Source organism: Micromonospora sp. NPDC005161 (assembly GCF_053599855.1).
On sequence record NZ_JBSFYQ010000012.1, the window covers coordinates 19,004 to 33,604 of the forward strand.

At 74.4% G+C, this 14,601-nt stretch carries 14 protein-coding genes; 6 read left to right on the forward strand and 8 right to left on the reverse strand.

The genetic code is table 11. The annotated features are described in order from the left end of the window. The first annotated feature begins 3 nt into the window (after window positions 1-3). From ACWD5O_RS14045 to ACWD5O_RS14060, 4 genes are all read left to right on the forward strand, one after another. Entirely contained in the window at window positions 4-771 is a 768-nt protein-coding gene (locus ACWD5O_RS14045; protein ID WP_354963256.1) for a 3-oxoacyl-ACP reductase, read from the forward strand. After that, on the forward strand, window positions 768-1,514 hold the full coding sequence (locus ACWD5O_RS14050) for a gamma-glutamyl-gamma-aminobutyrate hydrolase family protein (RefSeq protein ID WP_450085511.1): 747 nt from the start codon (window positions 768-770) through the stop codon (window positions 1,512-1,514). The genes ACWD5O_RS14045 and ACWD5O_RS14050 overlap by 4 nt, the downstream gene beginning before the upstream one ends. Before the next feature lie 47 nt (window positions 1,515-1,561). Next, window positions 1,562-2,113, forward strand: a complete 552-nt coding sequence (locus ACWD5O_RS14055) for a pyridoxamine 5'-phosphate oxidase family protein (RefSeq protein WP_450085512.1) — start codon at window positions 1,562-1,564, stop codon at window positions 2,111-2,113. A gap of 192 nt (window positions 2,114-2,305) precedes the next feature. Further along, on the forward strand, window positions 2,306-5,965 hold the full coding sequence (locus tag ACWD5O_RS14060; protein WP_450085513.1) for a SpoIIE family protein phosphatase: 3,660 nt from the start codon (window positions 2,306-2,308) through the stop codon (window positions 5,963-5,965). Between the two features lie 60 nt (window positions 5,966-6,025). Here ACWD5O_RS14060 and ACWD5O_RS14065 read toward each other — a convergent pair whose 3' ends face one another. Then, complete coding sequence (locus ACWD5O_RS14065) at window positions 6,026-6,340, reverse strand: STAS domain-containing protein (RefSeq protein WP_450085514.1); 315 nt, start codon at window positions 6,338-6,340, stop codon at window positions 6,026-6,028. Window positions 6,341-6,435: 95 nt separating this feature from the next. Between ACWD5O_RS14065 and map the strand changes: the two genes are divergently transcribed. Then, on the forward strand, window positions 6,436-7,293 hold the full coding sequence (gene map, locus ACWD5O_RS14070; RefSeq protein WP_354963251.1) for a type I methionyl aminopeptidase: 858 nt from the start codon (window positions 6,436-6,438) through the stop codon (window positions 7,291-7,293). After that, on the forward strand, window positions 7,290-8,003 hold the full coding sequence (locus tag ACWD5O_RS14075) for a VIT1/CCC1 transporter family protein (RefSeq protein WP_450085515.1): 714 nt from the start codon (window positions 7,290-7,292) through the stop codon (window positions 8,001-8,003). Before map ends, ACWD5O_RS14075 begins: the two co-directional genes overlap by 4 nt. 6 nt (window positions 8,004-8,009) lie before the next feature. Here ACWD5O_RS14075 and ACWD5O_RS14080 read toward each other — a convergent pair whose 3' ends face one another. The 7 genes from ACWD5O_RS14080 to ACWD5O_RS14110 all read right to left on the reverse strand — a co-directional run bounded on the left by ACWD5O_RS14080 (window position 8,010) and on the right by ACWD5O_RS14110 (window position 14,574). Further along, the gene (locus ACWD5O_RS14080; protein ID WP_450085516.1) at window positions 8,010-8,747 is read right to left on the reverse strand and encodes a nucleotidyltransferase domain-containing protein; all 738 of its coding nucleotides are present in this window, start codon (window positions 8,745-8,747) and stop codon (window positions 8,010-8,012) included. A gap of 116 nt (window positions 8,748-8,863) precedes the next feature. Further along, a complete protein-coding gene (locus tag ACWD5O_RS14085; protein WP_450085517.1) occupies window positions 8,864-9,364 on the reverse strand; it encodes a nitroreductase family deazaflavin-dependent oxidoreductase in 501 nt (166 codons plus the stop codon). Between the two features lie 64 nt (window positions 9,365-9,428). After that, the gene (locus tag ACWD5O_RS14090) at window positions 9,429-12,230 is read right to left on the reverse strand and encodes an FtsX-like permease family protein (RefSeq protein WP_450085518.1); all 2,802 of its coding nucleotides are present in this window, start codon (window positions 12,228-12,230) and stop codon (window positions 9,429-9,431) included. After that, a complete protein-coding gene (locus ACWD5O_RS14095) occupies window positions 12,227-12,961 on the reverse strand; it encodes an ABC transporter ATP-binding protein (protein WP_450085519.1) in 735 nt (244 codons plus the stop codon). The genes ACWD5O_RS14090 and ACWD5O_RS14095 overlap by 4 nt, the downstream gene beginning before the upstream one ends. Then, window positions 12,958-13,560 carry a PadR family transcriptional regulator gene (locus ACWD5O_RS14100; protein WP_450085520.1) on the reverse strand — a complete coding sequence of 201 codons (603 nt, stop codon included), beginning with the start codon at window positions 13,558-13,560 and terminating at the stop codon, window positions 12,958-12,960. The genes ACWD5O_RS14095 and ACWD5O_RS14100 overlap by 4 nt, the downstream gene beginning before the upstream one ends. 52 nt (window positions 13,561-13,612) lie before the next feature. After that, complete coding sequence (locus ACWD5O_RS14105) at window positions 13,613-14,050, reverse strand: ferritin-like domain-containing protein (RefSeq protein ID WP_450085521.1); 438 nt, start codon at window positions 14,048-14,050, stop codon at window positions 13,613-13,615. Next, complete coding sequence (locus tag ACWD5O_RS14110; protein ID WP_450085522.1) at window positions 14,047-14,574, reverse strand: ferritin-like domain-containing protein; 528 nt, start codon at window positions 14,572-14,574, stop codon at window positions 14,047-14,049. The genes ACWD5O_RS14105 and ACWD5O_RS14110 overlap by 4 nt, the downstream gene beginning before the upstream one ends. Window positions 14,575-14,601 lie beyond the last annotated feature (27 nt).

Below are 14,601 nucleotides of genomic sequence, written 5' to 3' on the forward strand. Positions count from 1 at the left end.
CCAGTGCAGGGTCGGTTGCAGGACCGGGTGGCCGTGATCACCGGTGCGGGCAGTGGGATCGGGTTGGCCACCGTCCGTCGGTTCGCCGCGGAGGGGGCCCGGGTGGTCTGCGTGGACATCGACGCGGCGGCCGGGAAGCGGGCCGCCGAGGAGTGTGGCGGCGAGTTCGTGGCCACCGACGTCGCCGACGAGTCCGCGGTGCGTGACCTCTTCGACGGGGTGGTCGACCGGCACGGGCGGGTCGACATCGCGTTCAACAACGCCGGCATCTCGCCGCCGGACGACGACTCCATCCTGACCACCGGCCTGGACGCCTGGGAACGGGTGCTGCGGGTCAACACCACGAGCGTCTACCTCTGCTGCAAGTACGCCATCGGGCACATGCGCCGCCAGGGCAGGGGCTCGATCATCAACACGGCCTCGTTCGTGGCGCTGATGGGCGCGGCGACGTCGCAGATCGCGTACACCGCGAGCAAGGGCGGGGTGCTGGCGATGACCCGGGAGCTGGGTGTGCAGTTCGCCCGCGAGGGCATCCGCGTCAACGCGCTGTGCCCCGGCCCGGTGGCCACCCCGCTGCTGCTGGAACTCTTCGCCGCCGACCCGGAGCGGGCCGCCCGTCGGCTGGTGCACGTGCCGATGGGCCGGTTCGGGCAACCGGAGGAGATCGCCGCCGCGGTGGCGTTCCTGGCCAGCGACGACGCCTCGTTCATGACCGCCGCCCAGTTCGTGGTGGACGGGGGCATCACCGGCGCGTATGTCACTCCACTATGACCAGGCCACTGATCGGGATCAGCGCGTACGTCGAGCCCGCCGACTGGGCCATCTGGCGGGGCGTGCGGGCCGTGCTGGTGCCCGAGGCGTACGTGCGGGCGGTGACCGTCGCCGGCGGCCGGGCGGTGGTGCTGCCGCCGGACGACGGAGACGGCGACGTGCTGGCGGTCCTGGACGGGTTGCTGCTGGCCGGCGGTGCCGATGTCGGCCCGGGGCGGTACGGCCAGCTGCCCGACCCGAGGACCGAGGACCGGCCGGACCGGGACGACGGCGAGCTGACCCTGCTGTCCGCGGCGCTCGCCGCGGAGCTGCCGGTGCTGGGCGTCTGCCGGGGGATGCAGCTGCTCGCCGTCGCGTATGGGGGCACCCTGCACCAGCACCTGCCGGACGTGGTCGGTCACCAGGCGCACCGCCCGGCGCCCAGCGTCTACGGTGAGCATCCGGTGCGGTTCGCGCCGGGCAGCCTGGCCGCGACGGTGTTGGCCGGGGTGGACCGGGTCAACTCGTACCACCACCAGGCGGTTGCCGACCCTGGGCGGCTCGCGGTCAGCGGCTGGGCGGCGGACGGTGTGATCGAGGCGGTCGAGGATCCGGGCCGGCCGTTCGTGCTCGGGGTGCAGTGGCATCCGGAGAACGAGCCGGATCCCCGTCCGATCACCGCGCTGGTCCGGGCCGCCCGCCAGCGACCGCCCGGCACCGCGCCCGAAGACGCCGGGCGGTCGGTGCGACCCCGGGGTACGTGACGTACGTCGCACCCGCGGGCCGTGGTGGCCGGTGGGAGGATCAGCGCATGGGCAAGGTCTATCCGGAGATCGACGGTCGGCTGCGCGACTTCATCGCGGCCCAGCCGGTCTTCTTCGTGGCCACCGCGCCGTCGGGCGCCGACGGGCACGTCAACGTCTCGCCGAAGGGTATGCGGGGCACCTTCGTGATCCTCGGCCCACACCGGGTGTCCTACCTGGACTATCACGGCAGCGGCGCGGAGACCATCGCCCACCTGCGGGACAACGGCCGGATCACGCTGATGTTCTGCGCCTTCGACGGGCCACCGAAGATCGTCCGGTTGCACGGTCGGGGCAGCAGCGTCGCGGTGACCGAGGAGGCGTTCACCGACCGGCTCGCCGAGTTCCCCGAGCCGCCGGACGTGCACGCCGTGCGGGCCGTGATCACCGTCGAGGTGGACCGGGTCAGCGACTCCTGCGGGTACGCGGTGCCGCTCATGGACTACCGCGCCGAACGCGACCTGTTGCTCACCGCGCACTCGCGCCGTACCGCCGACGACCTGGTGGTCTACCGGGCCACCAGGAACGCGGCGAGCATCGACGGGCTGCCCGTCTTCTGAGCCGTCGAGGGCGCTCCACCAGGGGTTGCCCGGACGCCGCGTCCGCCCCGGTGTCGGATGGCCGACGGGCCCGGCGCACGTAATCAGCGTCCGAGGGGCGTCACGCGTTACGTTGCTGGTCCGCCGGGGTACAGGTCGGGACACGGCAGGCGGAGATCAACGGCTGGCGGCACAGCCGGAGCGGGAGGCTGTATGAGCTCGGCCCAGGGGGGCGCGGACGCGGAGGGTTCCTCGGCGGTCGGCGCGGAGCTCCCCCCGATGCTGGCGGCCGCGTTCGCGGCCGGTGGCGAGTTGGGCGAACGGCTGCGTCGCTTCGACTGGTCCTCGACACCGGTGGGCGCCCCGGCCTGCTGGCCGTCGGCGCTCTCCAACGCGGTCGGCATGATGCTCGCCTCCAGCGCGCAGATCGTCATGTTCTGGGGCGACGACCAGCTCGCCTTCTACAACGACGCCTACCGCCCGACCATCGGCGGCAAGCACCCCGGCGTGCTCGGTCAACCGGCAGCGCGGCACTGGGCGGAGACCTGGGAGGTGCTCGGCCCCCTGCTGGAGGGCGTACGGCGCACCGGGCGCTCGTACCGCGGCGAGGACCATCCCTTCCTGCTGGACCGGCACGGCTTTCTCGAACAGACCTACTTCGACGTCTCGTACGACCCGATCCGAGGGGCCGACGGCTCGGTCAGCGGCGTCTACTGCATCGTCAACGAGACCACCGGCCGTGTTCTCGGCGAGCGCCGGCTTCGGGCGCTGGCCGAGTTGGGCGCCGAGTTGGCTGAGGTGGGCAGCGCCGCCGAGCTCGGCCGGACCGCCGCCGAGGTGCTGGGTCGGCACCGGGCCGACGTACCGTTCGCGCTGATCAACCTGGCCGACGACACCGGCCGGTTCGTCCTGGCCGGCTCCGACGGCACCGGCCAGGCCGCCGTCGACGTCGACCCCGGGGTGCTCGCCCGGGTGACCGCCGACGGCGTGCCCGCCACGATCGACGTGGCCGGGCTGCTCGACGCGCCGCCGGCCGACGCGGCCGATGAGGCGCTCGTGCTGCCCGTCACGGCGACCCACGAGAGGGTCGGCGCGCTCGTCGTCGGCGTGGCCCGCCGGCTGCCGCTCAACGATGAGTACCGAAATTTCCTCGACCTGGTCGCCGCCCAGATCTCCCGGGCGGTGGGCAGGCAGCGGGCGTACGAGCAGGAGCAGGCCCGCGCCGCGGAGCTGGCCGCGCTGGACCGGGCGAAGACCAACTTCTTCGCCAACGTCAGCCATGAGTTCCGGACCCCACTGACCCTGGTGCTCGGCCCGCTGGAGGACCTGCTGGCCGACCGGGCGCTGCCTTCCGACTACACCGACCGGCTCACCATGATGCACCGCAACGCGCTGCGCCTGCTCAAGCTGGTCAACACCGTGCTGGACTTCTCCCGGCTGGAATCTGGTCGGCTGGCCGCCCGCTACCAGCCCACCGACCTGGCCGGCTACACGGCCCGGCTGGCCAGCACCTTCCGCTCGGCCACCGACCGGGCCGGGTTGGAGCTGGTGGTGGACTGCCCGCCGCTGCCCGCGCCGGTCATCGTCGACCGGGACATGTGGGAAAAGATCGTCCTCAACCTGGTGTCGAACGCGGTCAAGTTCACCTTCGGCGGCGAGATCCGGGTCCGGGTCCGGGCCGTGGACGGCGCCGCCCGGCTGGAGGTCAGCGACACCGGCGTGGGGATCGCGCCGGCCGAGCTGCCGCACGTCTTCGAACGGTTCCACCGGGTGCCCGGGGTGCGCGCCCGCACCCACGAGGGCACCGGGATCGGCCTGGCGCTGGTCCGGGAGCTGGTTGAGATGCACGGTGGCGAGGTCGGGCTGACCAGCCGGGTCGACGAGGGCAGCACGTTCACGGTGACGGTCCCGTTCGGGTCGGCGCACCTGCCCGGCGACCGGGTGGTGGCGTTCGCCCCCCTTCCGACGGGCGAGCCCGAGCAGGCCCGGCTCTACGTGGCGGAGACCGCGCTGTGGACCGGCACCGAGCCGACGCCCGATTTCGGTGGCCAGCCCGCGGAGATCGCCCCGGCCGGCCGGATCCTGGTCGTCGACGACAACGTGGACCTGCGCGAGCACGTCACCCGGTTGCTCTCCCCGACCTGGGAGGTGGTCACCGCGAGCGATGGCCTGGCGGCCCTGCCGCTGGCCCGCGACGGTGGGTTCGACCTCGTGCTCGCCGACGTGATGATGCCCCGGCTGGACGGGTTCGGCCTGGTCGGCGCGCTGCGCGCGGACCCGCGTACCCGGCACGTGCCGATCGTGCTGCTCTCCGCCCGGGCGGGCTCCGCGGAGGCGGTGGCCGGCCTCTCCGCCGGCGCCGACGACTACCTCACCAAGCCGTTCTCCGGGCAGGAGCTGATCGCCCGCGTCCGGGCGAACGTCGAACTGGGCCAGCTGCGCGGGCAGATCATCCGCCGGCTCCGGGCGCTGGCCGACGCCGCCGTGGCGGTGAACACCGCCCGGTCCACCGCCGAGGTGCTCCAGGTCGCCGCCCGGCACGCGCTCACCCTCGCCGAGGCCGCCCGGGTGGTGGTCACCGCGAGCGGAGCCCGTTCCGAGGCGGACGCCGGGGGTGTCACCGCCACCGACCCGTCCTTCGTGAGCGAGCTGACCGGCACCACCGGCGAGCAGCTCGGCGAGTTGCGGGTCTGGCGGCCGCCCGGTGACGACGCCCGGGCCGACGAGGCCGCTCTCACCCAGCTGGCCCGGTTGGTCGGGGTGCGGCTGGAGAACGCCCAGCTGTACGAGGCCGAGCACCGCATCGCCACCACGTTGCAGCACAGCCTGCTGCCCCGGTCGTTGCCACAGCTGCCCGGCGCGGTGGTGGCCAGCCGCTACCTGCCCGGCACCGCCGACGTCGAGGTCGGCGGCGACTGGTACGACGTGATTCCGCTGGAGGGCGACGAGCTGGTGCTGGTCATCGGCGACGTCGTCGGCAAGGGCGTCCAGGCCGCCGCGGCGATGGGGCAACTGCGCAACGCGCTGCGGGCGTACGTCCTGGAGGGCTTCGACCCGGGTGAGTCGCTGACCCGGCTCAACCGGCTGGTCGGCTCCACCGAGGGCCGCTCCTCCGCGACCGTTGTCTGCCTGCTGTTCAGCTCGCGGGCCGGCCGGCTGCGGTACGCCAGCGCCGGCCACCCGTCGCCACTGCTGATCCGGGGAGGCGACGCGGCGTTCCTGCACGACCGTGCGCTCGGCCCACCGGTCGGCGCCATCCCCGACACGACGTACCGGACGGTCGAGGGGGAGCTGCCCGTCGGCAGCCGGCTGCTGCTCTACACCGACGGGTTGATCGAGGACCGTCAGATCGGCATCGACGAGGCGCTGGCCCAACTGCGCGTCGACGCGGCCATCCCCGGCGAGCACGTGGACGACCTGATCGACGCGGTGGTCGAGCGGGTCGCTGGGCGGCCGCGCCGCGACGACGTGGCGGTGCTGGCCCTGGAGGCGGCCGAGCTGAACCGCTTCGTGCTGCGACTGCCGGCGGACCCGACCCGGCTGAGCGTGCTGCGCAAGCGCCTGGAGGATTTCCTGGTCGCGCACGGGGTCGGCGAGACGGACCTGTTCGACCTGACGGTGGCGGTCTCCGAGGCCGCCGCGAACGCCATCGAGCACCCGGTGCACCCCGCCGAACCGATGATCACCGTGGAGGTGGCCATCGAGGACGGCACGGCGACCGCCACCGTGCGCGACAGCGGGCAGTGGCGGGAGTCGACCGGCTCCGGGTTCCGGGGGCGCGGGCTGACTCTGATCAAGGCGTTGGGTGACCTGTCGGTGCGGCGTACCGCCGAGGGCACCGAGGTGACGCTGCGCCGGCAGTTGCAGGCCTGACCACGCGCTCCGGTCGCCGCGTACCGCATGCGCTGCCCCGGGGTGCGGAGCGTGAGCCGCTCAGGCCGGGCTCAGCCAGCTCTGCTCGCCCAGGCCGGAGATGTCCAGCACCCGACGGACCTGCCGGGTCGGCAGCACGGTGAGCGTGCCGGGAAACTGCTGGGCGAGCCGGACCAGGGCGTGGATGGCGGCCGAGTCGAAGAAGGTGACCGCGTTCAGGTCGAGGGTGATCCGCTCGGCGGGCTCGCGGAGCGCCGTCTGGAGCATCGTGTCGGCGGTCGCCATGTCGACCTCGCCGGCCACCACCACGTGGAGGTGGCCACCGTCGATCTCCGCGCTGGCAGAGAAGACGGGTGGTGCTCCCCCTTGATCCACGCAGACACCATGGCACAGCCGACCTGACTGGGCAACAACCGGTCCGGAGCGGCCGTGGCACGGGTCACCGGCGGCTCCGGCGATAGGCTTGCGGCATGACCGTCCGTCCGCCGCTGACCCCAGGCACGCTCTCCCCGATGCGACCGGTGCCCGCCCACATTCCCCGACCGGAGTACGTGGGCAAGAAGCGCCCCCAGGAGTGGCGTGGCTCGCACGTGCAGACGCCGGAGACCATCGAGAAGATGCGGATCGCCAGCCGGCTGGCCGCCCAGGCGACCCAGCTCGCCGGTGAGCACTGCAAGCCGGGCGTGACCACCGACGAGATCGACCGCGTGGTGCACGAGTTCCTCTGCGACCATGACGCGTACCCGTCGACGCTCGGCTACAGGGGCTTCCCCAAGTCCTGCTGCACCAGCCTCAACGAGGTCATCTGCCACGGCATCCCGGACTCCACCGTCCTCAAGGACGGCGACATCATCAACGTCGACGTGACCGCGTACATCAACGGGGTGCACGGCGACACCGACGCCACCTTCTGCGTCGGCGAGGTCAGCGAGGAGGCCCGGCTGCTGGTCGAGCGGACCCACGAGGCGATGATGCGCGGCATCCGCGCGGTCGCCCCGGGCCGGCAGATCAACGTGGTGGGCCGGGTCATCGAGTCGTACGCCAAGCGGTTCGGCTACGGCGTGGTCCGTGACTTCACCGGCCACGGCATCGGCGAATCCTTCCACAGCGGGCTCTACGTGCCGCACTACGACAGCCCACGGCCCACCGACATCATGGAGCCGGGGATGACGTTCACCATCGAGCCGATGATCACGCTGGGCACCTACCAGTACGACATGTGGGACGACGGGTGGACCGTGGTCACCAAGGACCGGAAGTGGACGGCGCAGTTCGAGCACACCATCGTGGTGACCGACAACGGCCACGAGATCCTGACCCTGCCGTGACCGACACCCCAGCGGCGTTGCGCGAAGCGCACCACGCGGACGTCTCCGGCGGCTGGCTGCGCCCAGCCGTCTTCGGCGCGATGGACGGGCTGGTCACCAACATCGCCCTGATCGCCGGAGTCGGCGGCGGCGGGGTCTCGCCGCGCAGCATCGTGCTGACCGGCTCCGCCGGCCTGGTGGCCGGCGCGATCTCGATGGGGCTCGGCGAGTACACCAGCGTGCGCTCGGCCAACGAGCAGGTCGCCGCCGAGGTGGCCAAGGAGCGGCGGGAGCTGGAGCGGCACCCCGAGGCGGAGGCCCGCGAGCTGGCCGACGCGTGGGTGGCCCGCGGCCTGCCGCGGGACCTGGCCACCCAGGTCGCCGAAGCGGTGCGGCGCGATCCCGAGGAGGCGCTGCGGGTGCACGTCCGCGAGGAGCTGGGTGTCGATCCCGACGACCAGCCCAGCCCGTGGGCGGCTGCCATCTCCTCGTTCCTGTTCTTCTCGCTGGGTGCGCTCGTGCCGCTGCTGACGTACCTGTTCGGCGCCACCGAGCTCTGGCTGGCACTCGCCGTCGGCGGGCTCGGGCTGTTCGCCGCCGGAGCGGTGGTGGCCCGCTTCACCAACCGGCCCTGGTGGACCAGCGGCCTGCGCCAACTCCTGCTGGGTGCCGCGGCCGCCGGCGCCACCTACCTGATCGGCTCGTTGATCGGCGTACAGGGCGGGCTGTGACGCCGGTCAGCCGCTGAGCAGCTCGTCGACCGTGCCGTCGACCGGGCGGCCACGGGCGGTGAGTTCCTCGGCCTGCCGGGCCAGCACCACCCCCACCTCGGTCATGTCCGCGCCGGCCAGCCCGGTGCGGCGCACCGCGTCCCCCGGGTCCCGGAAGTAGGTGCGGCTCAGCAGCCCCGTCACCGTGGCCGCGGCCAGCCGTGCCTCGCCGAGCATCAGCAGCGCCTGGTCCGTCTCGTACCACTCGGCCAGCCGGGCGGCCCGGGCATGCGCCGCGCTGCCCCGGTACCAGGCCTGCCGGGCCGCCGTGCTGAACTCCGCGGGCCGGGCCCGGGCCAGCCGACCGAGGTGCTCGTCGCGCAGCGTCGGCAGCCAACCGGTCGGGTCGTGCAGAGCCCGGGTGGTGACGTACCGGTCGGCGGTCAGCGGCCACAGGGGGGAGAGCACCCGGGCCTGCCCGAGGTAGTCGTCGGCGGCGGCCACGGTCAGGTCGACCAGCACCCCGTCCACCCGCCGGGTCGCCGGTCGCGGGCCGGTGCCGGGTCGGTAGGTGACCACGAGTATCCCCACCTCGCGGTCCCCGCCGCCGTCGTCGTCGCCGTGCGCCAGCGGCCCGTGCACCGCGACCGCGAGCACGTCGGCCGGGAAGCGCCGCCGGGCCGCCTCGGCGACCTGCTCCGCCACCGTCCACCGCCGATCGTCGCGGCCCCGGTCGGTTACGGTCTTTTCGCTGCTCGCGCTCACCGGGCCGCCTTTGTTCGCGACTGCGGGGCTCGCAACAGCGGCTCACTCCTCGCGCTCACCGGGCCACCTCTCGTTCCCGACTGCGGACCAACCCCGCCTGGCGACTGAGCGTCAGCCTAGCCAGCCGGTGGCGGCCCGGCCGGCGCGCCGCGCCCGGCCGGCACCAGCCGGAAGATGCGGATCTCCCGCCCGCCGGCCCGCTGCACGTACGTGCGATACGCCGGCCACTCGGTCACCAGGAGCTGCCACAGCCGGTCCCGTTCCGCGCCGGTGGCCGGCTCGGCCCGGACCGGCACCCGATGGCCCTTCACGTCCACCTCGGCGGCCGGCTCGGCGAGCAGGTTCATCGCCCAGCCGGGCTGGTGGGTCTGACCCCAGTTGGAGCCGATCACCACGTACGCGTCGCCGTCGGGCACATAGAGCAGCGGATTGCTGCGCGGCCTGCCGGAGCGGCGGCCGGTGGTGGTGATCACCAGGGACGGGATCAGGCCGAGCGCGACCACCCGGCCCCGGGTGAGCCGGCCGACGATCCGGTCGGCGGGCACCAGCAGGCGGGCGGCGGCGCCGAACCAGCGGTGGTGCCCGACTCGGCGGGTGAGGGTTCCCAGCACTGACACGCCGACAGTCTGCCGGCTGCCAGGCCCCGGCGGCACCCCCCGAATGCCCGCCGGAGCGCCCCGGTCAGTCCAGTCGCCGCTCGATCGGCAGCCGGGCGCGGGTGAACAGGCCCGCGCCGAGCATCGCCACCACCGGCACCAGCACCAGGACGCCGAGCGCCGGCCACGGCACCAGGAACGGGTACGGCTCGCGTACCGGCCAGGCGGTGGCGTACTGCCGGTTGACCGAGAGCAGCACGATCGCGGCGGTGCCCAGCCCGGCCACGATGCCGAGCACCGAGCCGAGGCCGGCGATGATCCCGGCCTGGCAGATCGCGAGCAGCCGGCGTACCGCCGGGGCTGCGCCGACCGCCGCGAGGGTGGACAGCTCGGCGCGGCCCTCGGCGGCGGCGAGCGCGGTCGCTATCCCCGCCGCGCCCACCGTGATCAGCCCGGCCGCCGCCGCGAGCAACAGGAGCAGCGGTGAGTTGTCGCGTGGCGCGGCCCCCTGCTCCACGCTCAACGAGAACGTCCCGAAGGATTGCAGGGCGGCGGTGAAGCGCTTCTGCCGGTGCACGTCCGGCGGTTTCGGCGTGCCGATCACCCAGCCGCTCGGGGACCCGATCAGGCCGAGGCGTCGGGCCGCGGGTGGGGACAGCAGCAGGCTGGGCTGGCCGACCGCCGCGCTCAGCGCGTACGCGGGCAGTTCGCCGGTGGTGACGGCCGGCCTGTCGGCCTCCATTTCCACCCGGTTGACCCGCACGGTCACCCGGCCATCGTGCAGATAGCGTGGGTCGGTCACCACGGCACCCCCGGCGCGCAGCACCGCGGTGGCGGCGGCGGTCTCCGCCGGATCCGCGCCGGTGAGGAGCGGCAGCGCGCTGCCGTCGTCCACCAGTGGCTGCACGTAGCTGCCGTAGTGGTCCCCGGGCGGGGCCACACAGCGCGGGTCCGCCCGGGCCTGCCGGCGCTCCGCCTCTGAGAGGGCGTCCCCGGGTCGCCAGGGGCAGGCCCGCTCCGGTGGTAGCTCCGGCTCGACGTAGCAGTAGCCGCCGGGGGTCGCCGCCGGTTGGCAGGCCGCCATCTGCACCGGAGCCACCGCCGCGGCGTCCAACTGCGCCCGGGCGGCCGTGGTGACCTGGGCCAGCGTGGGCCCGGGTTCGCGGGTCGGCTCGGCCGGGCTGACCAGCACGTGACCGGTCGGCAGCATCGGCTGGTAGGCGCGCGCCTCGCGGGCCCCGTCGCTGGCCAGGTACCCGCCGAGCGCGACGCTGCTGGCCACCGCCGCCATCACGGCGCAGATGGCCGGCGCGGCGGCCGCCCGGTTGCGGCTGGCGTCGCGCAGCGCGATCCGGGGCGCCAGCGGCAGCACCCGGCCGAGGCGGGCGAGCGCGCCGATCAGGGTGGGCGTGCAGCAGACCAGGCCCAGTTCGCCGAGGATCAGGCCGGTCAGGATCACCGCCGGCGAGGTCTGGGTGGCCCCGAACGCCGCGAGCGCCGCCCCGCCGACCACCAGCGTGAGACCGAGGACCAGCCACCGTGCCCGGGTCGCGGGCGGGGTGCGTCGCCCGGCGAGCCCGGCGATGACGTCCTGCCGGGCGGCGGTCCAGGCCGGTGCGAGCGCGGCGAGCACCCCGGCCAGCACCGCGACCCCACCGAGCACGACCAGCGCCGACGGCCAGCACCGGTACCCGCCGAAGCGGGCACCGAAGACGTACTGCTCGACCAGCGGGCGGCCGGCGAACGCGGCGCCGACGCCGAGCAGCAGGCCGGCGGCAGCGCCCAGCACGCCCAGCACCACGCCGTCGGCGAGCACGACCCGGCGAAGCTGGGCCGCGTCCCCTCCGGCCACCGCGACCAGTGCGAGGTCACGTCGTCGGCGGCGGACGCCGACCGCGAAGGCCGGCCCGACCAGCAGCACGACCTCCAGCAGCCCGAGGCCGGCGATCAGTACGCCGGTGCTCAGGTCGGCCGCGTCGGCCGGACCGATGAACCCGGGCCAGCCTCGGGACGGCTGCGTCGTCGGGCCGGTCGGGTGGTGGGGGACGACCAGGAAACCGCGCTCGTTGAGCCGGGACACCATCGCGGCATCGGCGGCGCCGGGCACGTCCACCAGCCAGGTGCTGGGCGGTCCCGGCTCGGTACGCGGCACGGCGGCGGGATGCAGCGCCACCACCGGGCCGAGATCGTCGGGAAACTCGACCACCCCGACCACGGTGTACACCCTGGTTCCGTCGGCCGTGGCCATCGCGGCGCCGAGGCGCAGGTCCAGACGGCGGAACGCGGCCGGACTCACCGCGACCTCGCCGGGCTGCCGCGGCGTACGCCCCGCCTGGAACCGCACCAGACCTCGGGCCAACGGGTCGGTGAGGTCCAGCACCCGACCTTCCACGTCCTCGTCGCGCACCGGGCCGCGCACGGTGAGCGACAGGGGGCCGCGCATCTCGGAGACCCGGCTGCCCGGGCCGAGCAGCGCGGCCACCTCGGAGGTGGTGGCGACGCGGCGACCCGACGTGTGCTCACTCTCGTGGGCGGACCAGTTGTCGCCCCACGCGTCCTGCTCGATCGAGGTGTCGGCGAGCCAGCGCAGCTCCGCGTCGGCGACGCCGAGCCGGCGGTCGACCCGCTCCTGAGGAGTCAGCTCGGCCATGTCGTAGCTGACCGCCAGGAAGGTCAGCACCAGCACCGGCAGGGCGATCATCGCGAGCACCAGGGCGGTTCGCCGGCGGGCCCGGCGCGACTCCCGCCGGGCGATCCGCAGCGCCGCCCGCCAGGAACCGATCAGCTCGGCCGTCCGCCGTCGGCCCGGTGGCGCGGGTGGCGCGACCGGCGGGGCCGCCGGGACGTCGGCGCGGCCGGGGGCCCGCAGCGCCCGGCGGATGGTCACCGGTCGCTGCCGGACAGCAGTTGCTCGACGCTGCCCAGCGGCGCCGTCGTGTCGACCAGCACCCCGTCGCGCAGGAACACCACCCGGTCGGCCCAGCCGGCGTGCCGCGCCTCGTGGGTGACCAGGATGCCGGCGGCGCCCGCGTCGACCCGGCGGCGCAGCAGGTGCAGCACGGCCTCGCCGGTCTGCGAGTCCAACGCCCCGGTCGGCTCGTCGGCGAGCACCAGTCGCCGCTCGCCGACCAGTGCCCGGGCGATGGCCACCCGCTGCTGCTGGCCGCCGGAGAGCTGGTCGGGGAACCGGTCACCCAACGCCGGGAGGCCCACCTCGGCCAGCGCGGCCAGGGCCGCCGCGCGGGCCTTGCGCCCGCCGGTGCCGTCGAGCTCCAGCGGCAGCGCGACGTTCTCCACCGCGCTGAGGCTGCCCAGCAGGTTGAGCTGCTGGAAGATGTAGCCGATCCGGCGGCGGCGCAGCTGGGCCAGCCCCCTGCGGTCCAAGGCGCCCAACGGCTGGCCCTCGACCCGTACCTCGCCGCCGGTCGGGCGGTCCAGCCCACCGGCGAGGGAGAGCAGCGTCGACTTGCCGGAGCCGGACGGACCCATCACGGCGACCAGCTCACCCGGCCGGACGACCAGGCTGACGCCGCGCAGGGCGTGCACCGCCGCGGGGCCGGCCCCGTGGGTGCGGTGGACGGCGCGTAACTCCAGCACCGCGTCGTCCGCCCCGCTCACCGTCGCGCCTCCTCGTCGGCCCACCGCGCCGCGTCGGACGCGTCGGCGTCGCCCGGCCTGGGCACGGGTGGCCCGGGGGCCCCGGGTTGGTGCCGCACCAGACTCGTCTCGCAGTGGTCCAGCCAGCGCACCTCCGCCTCGGCCTGGAACACCATCGAGTCCAGCACCAGCCGCCAGGGCAGGTCCTCCGGCCGGTCGCTGCCGTACTTCAACCGAGTCAACTCCTGCAACGCCCGCATCGTCCCGCTGCGCTGGGCCTGCACCACCGAGCGGACGTCCACGCCGGGGGTGGTCAGCGCCAGCGCCAGCTTGATCGCCAGCTCGTCACGGGGACGGTCGGTACGGCTAACCGGGGTGGCGAACCACAGCGCCAGGTCCGCCCGGCCGGCATCGGTGATCTCGTACGGCCGTTGCCCTGCCTCGCTCTCCGGCAGCGGGCGCACCAGACCGTCCCGTTCCAACCGGGACAGCGTGGTGTAGACCTGCCCGATGTTCAGCGGCCAGGTCGAGCCGGTCGACTCCTCGAACGCGGCCCGCAGCTGGTAGCCGTACATCTGGCCGCGTTCGAGCAGGGCGAGCAACCCGTGACGGATGGACATGGCAACGGAGTATGCATACCTGGTATGCGCACCGCAACCGCGGCGAACCCGTTCAGGTCGGGCGGCCGGGAAACGCGACAGTCGGCGGGGTCACCCCGGCGGTCTTTCGCCACCTCGTGGCGCGCACGGCGTACTCGACCAGGGCGGCCAGCGCCTGGTCCCGGTCGGCGCCGGTGGTGGAGGCCAGCGCGGCCCGCCAGTGCGCCGCGGTGCGCTCCTCGACCTCCACGGCCAGGCGCAACGCGCTCGCCCGGTCGGTGACCGGGAACGGCAGCGCGTAGCCAGCCAGGTCCGGCGGCACGGTGCTGCCGGCGGTGCTGAGCTGCACCACCAGCGCGTCGCGCCGGCGTCGGTGCGCGGCCTCGGCCTGGTGCGCGGCGTCCCGGGCCGCCCCGCTGAGCCGGACGCCGATCCGCCCGTAGGCGTAGATGGCCGCGTACTCGGCGGAGAGGGCGGCGGCGAGCGCCTCGCCGACGGACGGCTGCCTCACTTCAGTGCCTCCTGATGGGTTGCCCGGGCGGCGGCGATCGACCCGAGCAGCGCCGCGCGTTCCGCCGGGGCGGCGGCGCAGGCGAGGGTGGCGGATCGCTGGCCGGTCTTCTCCAGCGTCCGCAGGGCGGCCAGCGCGCCGGCCGGGTCGGTCGCCGGGGCGGTGGTCGGGTCTGCGGCGGGCGCCGACGGCAACGCGACCCCGATCACCCGGGCCAGCTCGGTGGCGTGCGCGGTGTGCGCCTCGGCGATGGGGTCCAGCCGGCCGGCCAGCTCCGGGTGCGCCGCGGCGCTCGCCCGGTACGCCGCGGCCAGCCCGAGTGACTCGTCCACCATCGGCCGCAGCGGGTCCGGTGGCGGCGCCGGCTCGTCGTCACGGTCGAAAAGATCACAGCCGGTCAGCGGCGCCGCGGCGCCGCCGAGCGCCAGCAGCACCCCGGTACGCAGGAGCTTTCGCCGGGAATGCCCGGATGCCTGGTCGCGCTGTGTCGTTCTGCCGATCCCCACCGGGCAAGTCAACACCATCCGCGCCGCTCCGGGGGCCACCGGCGT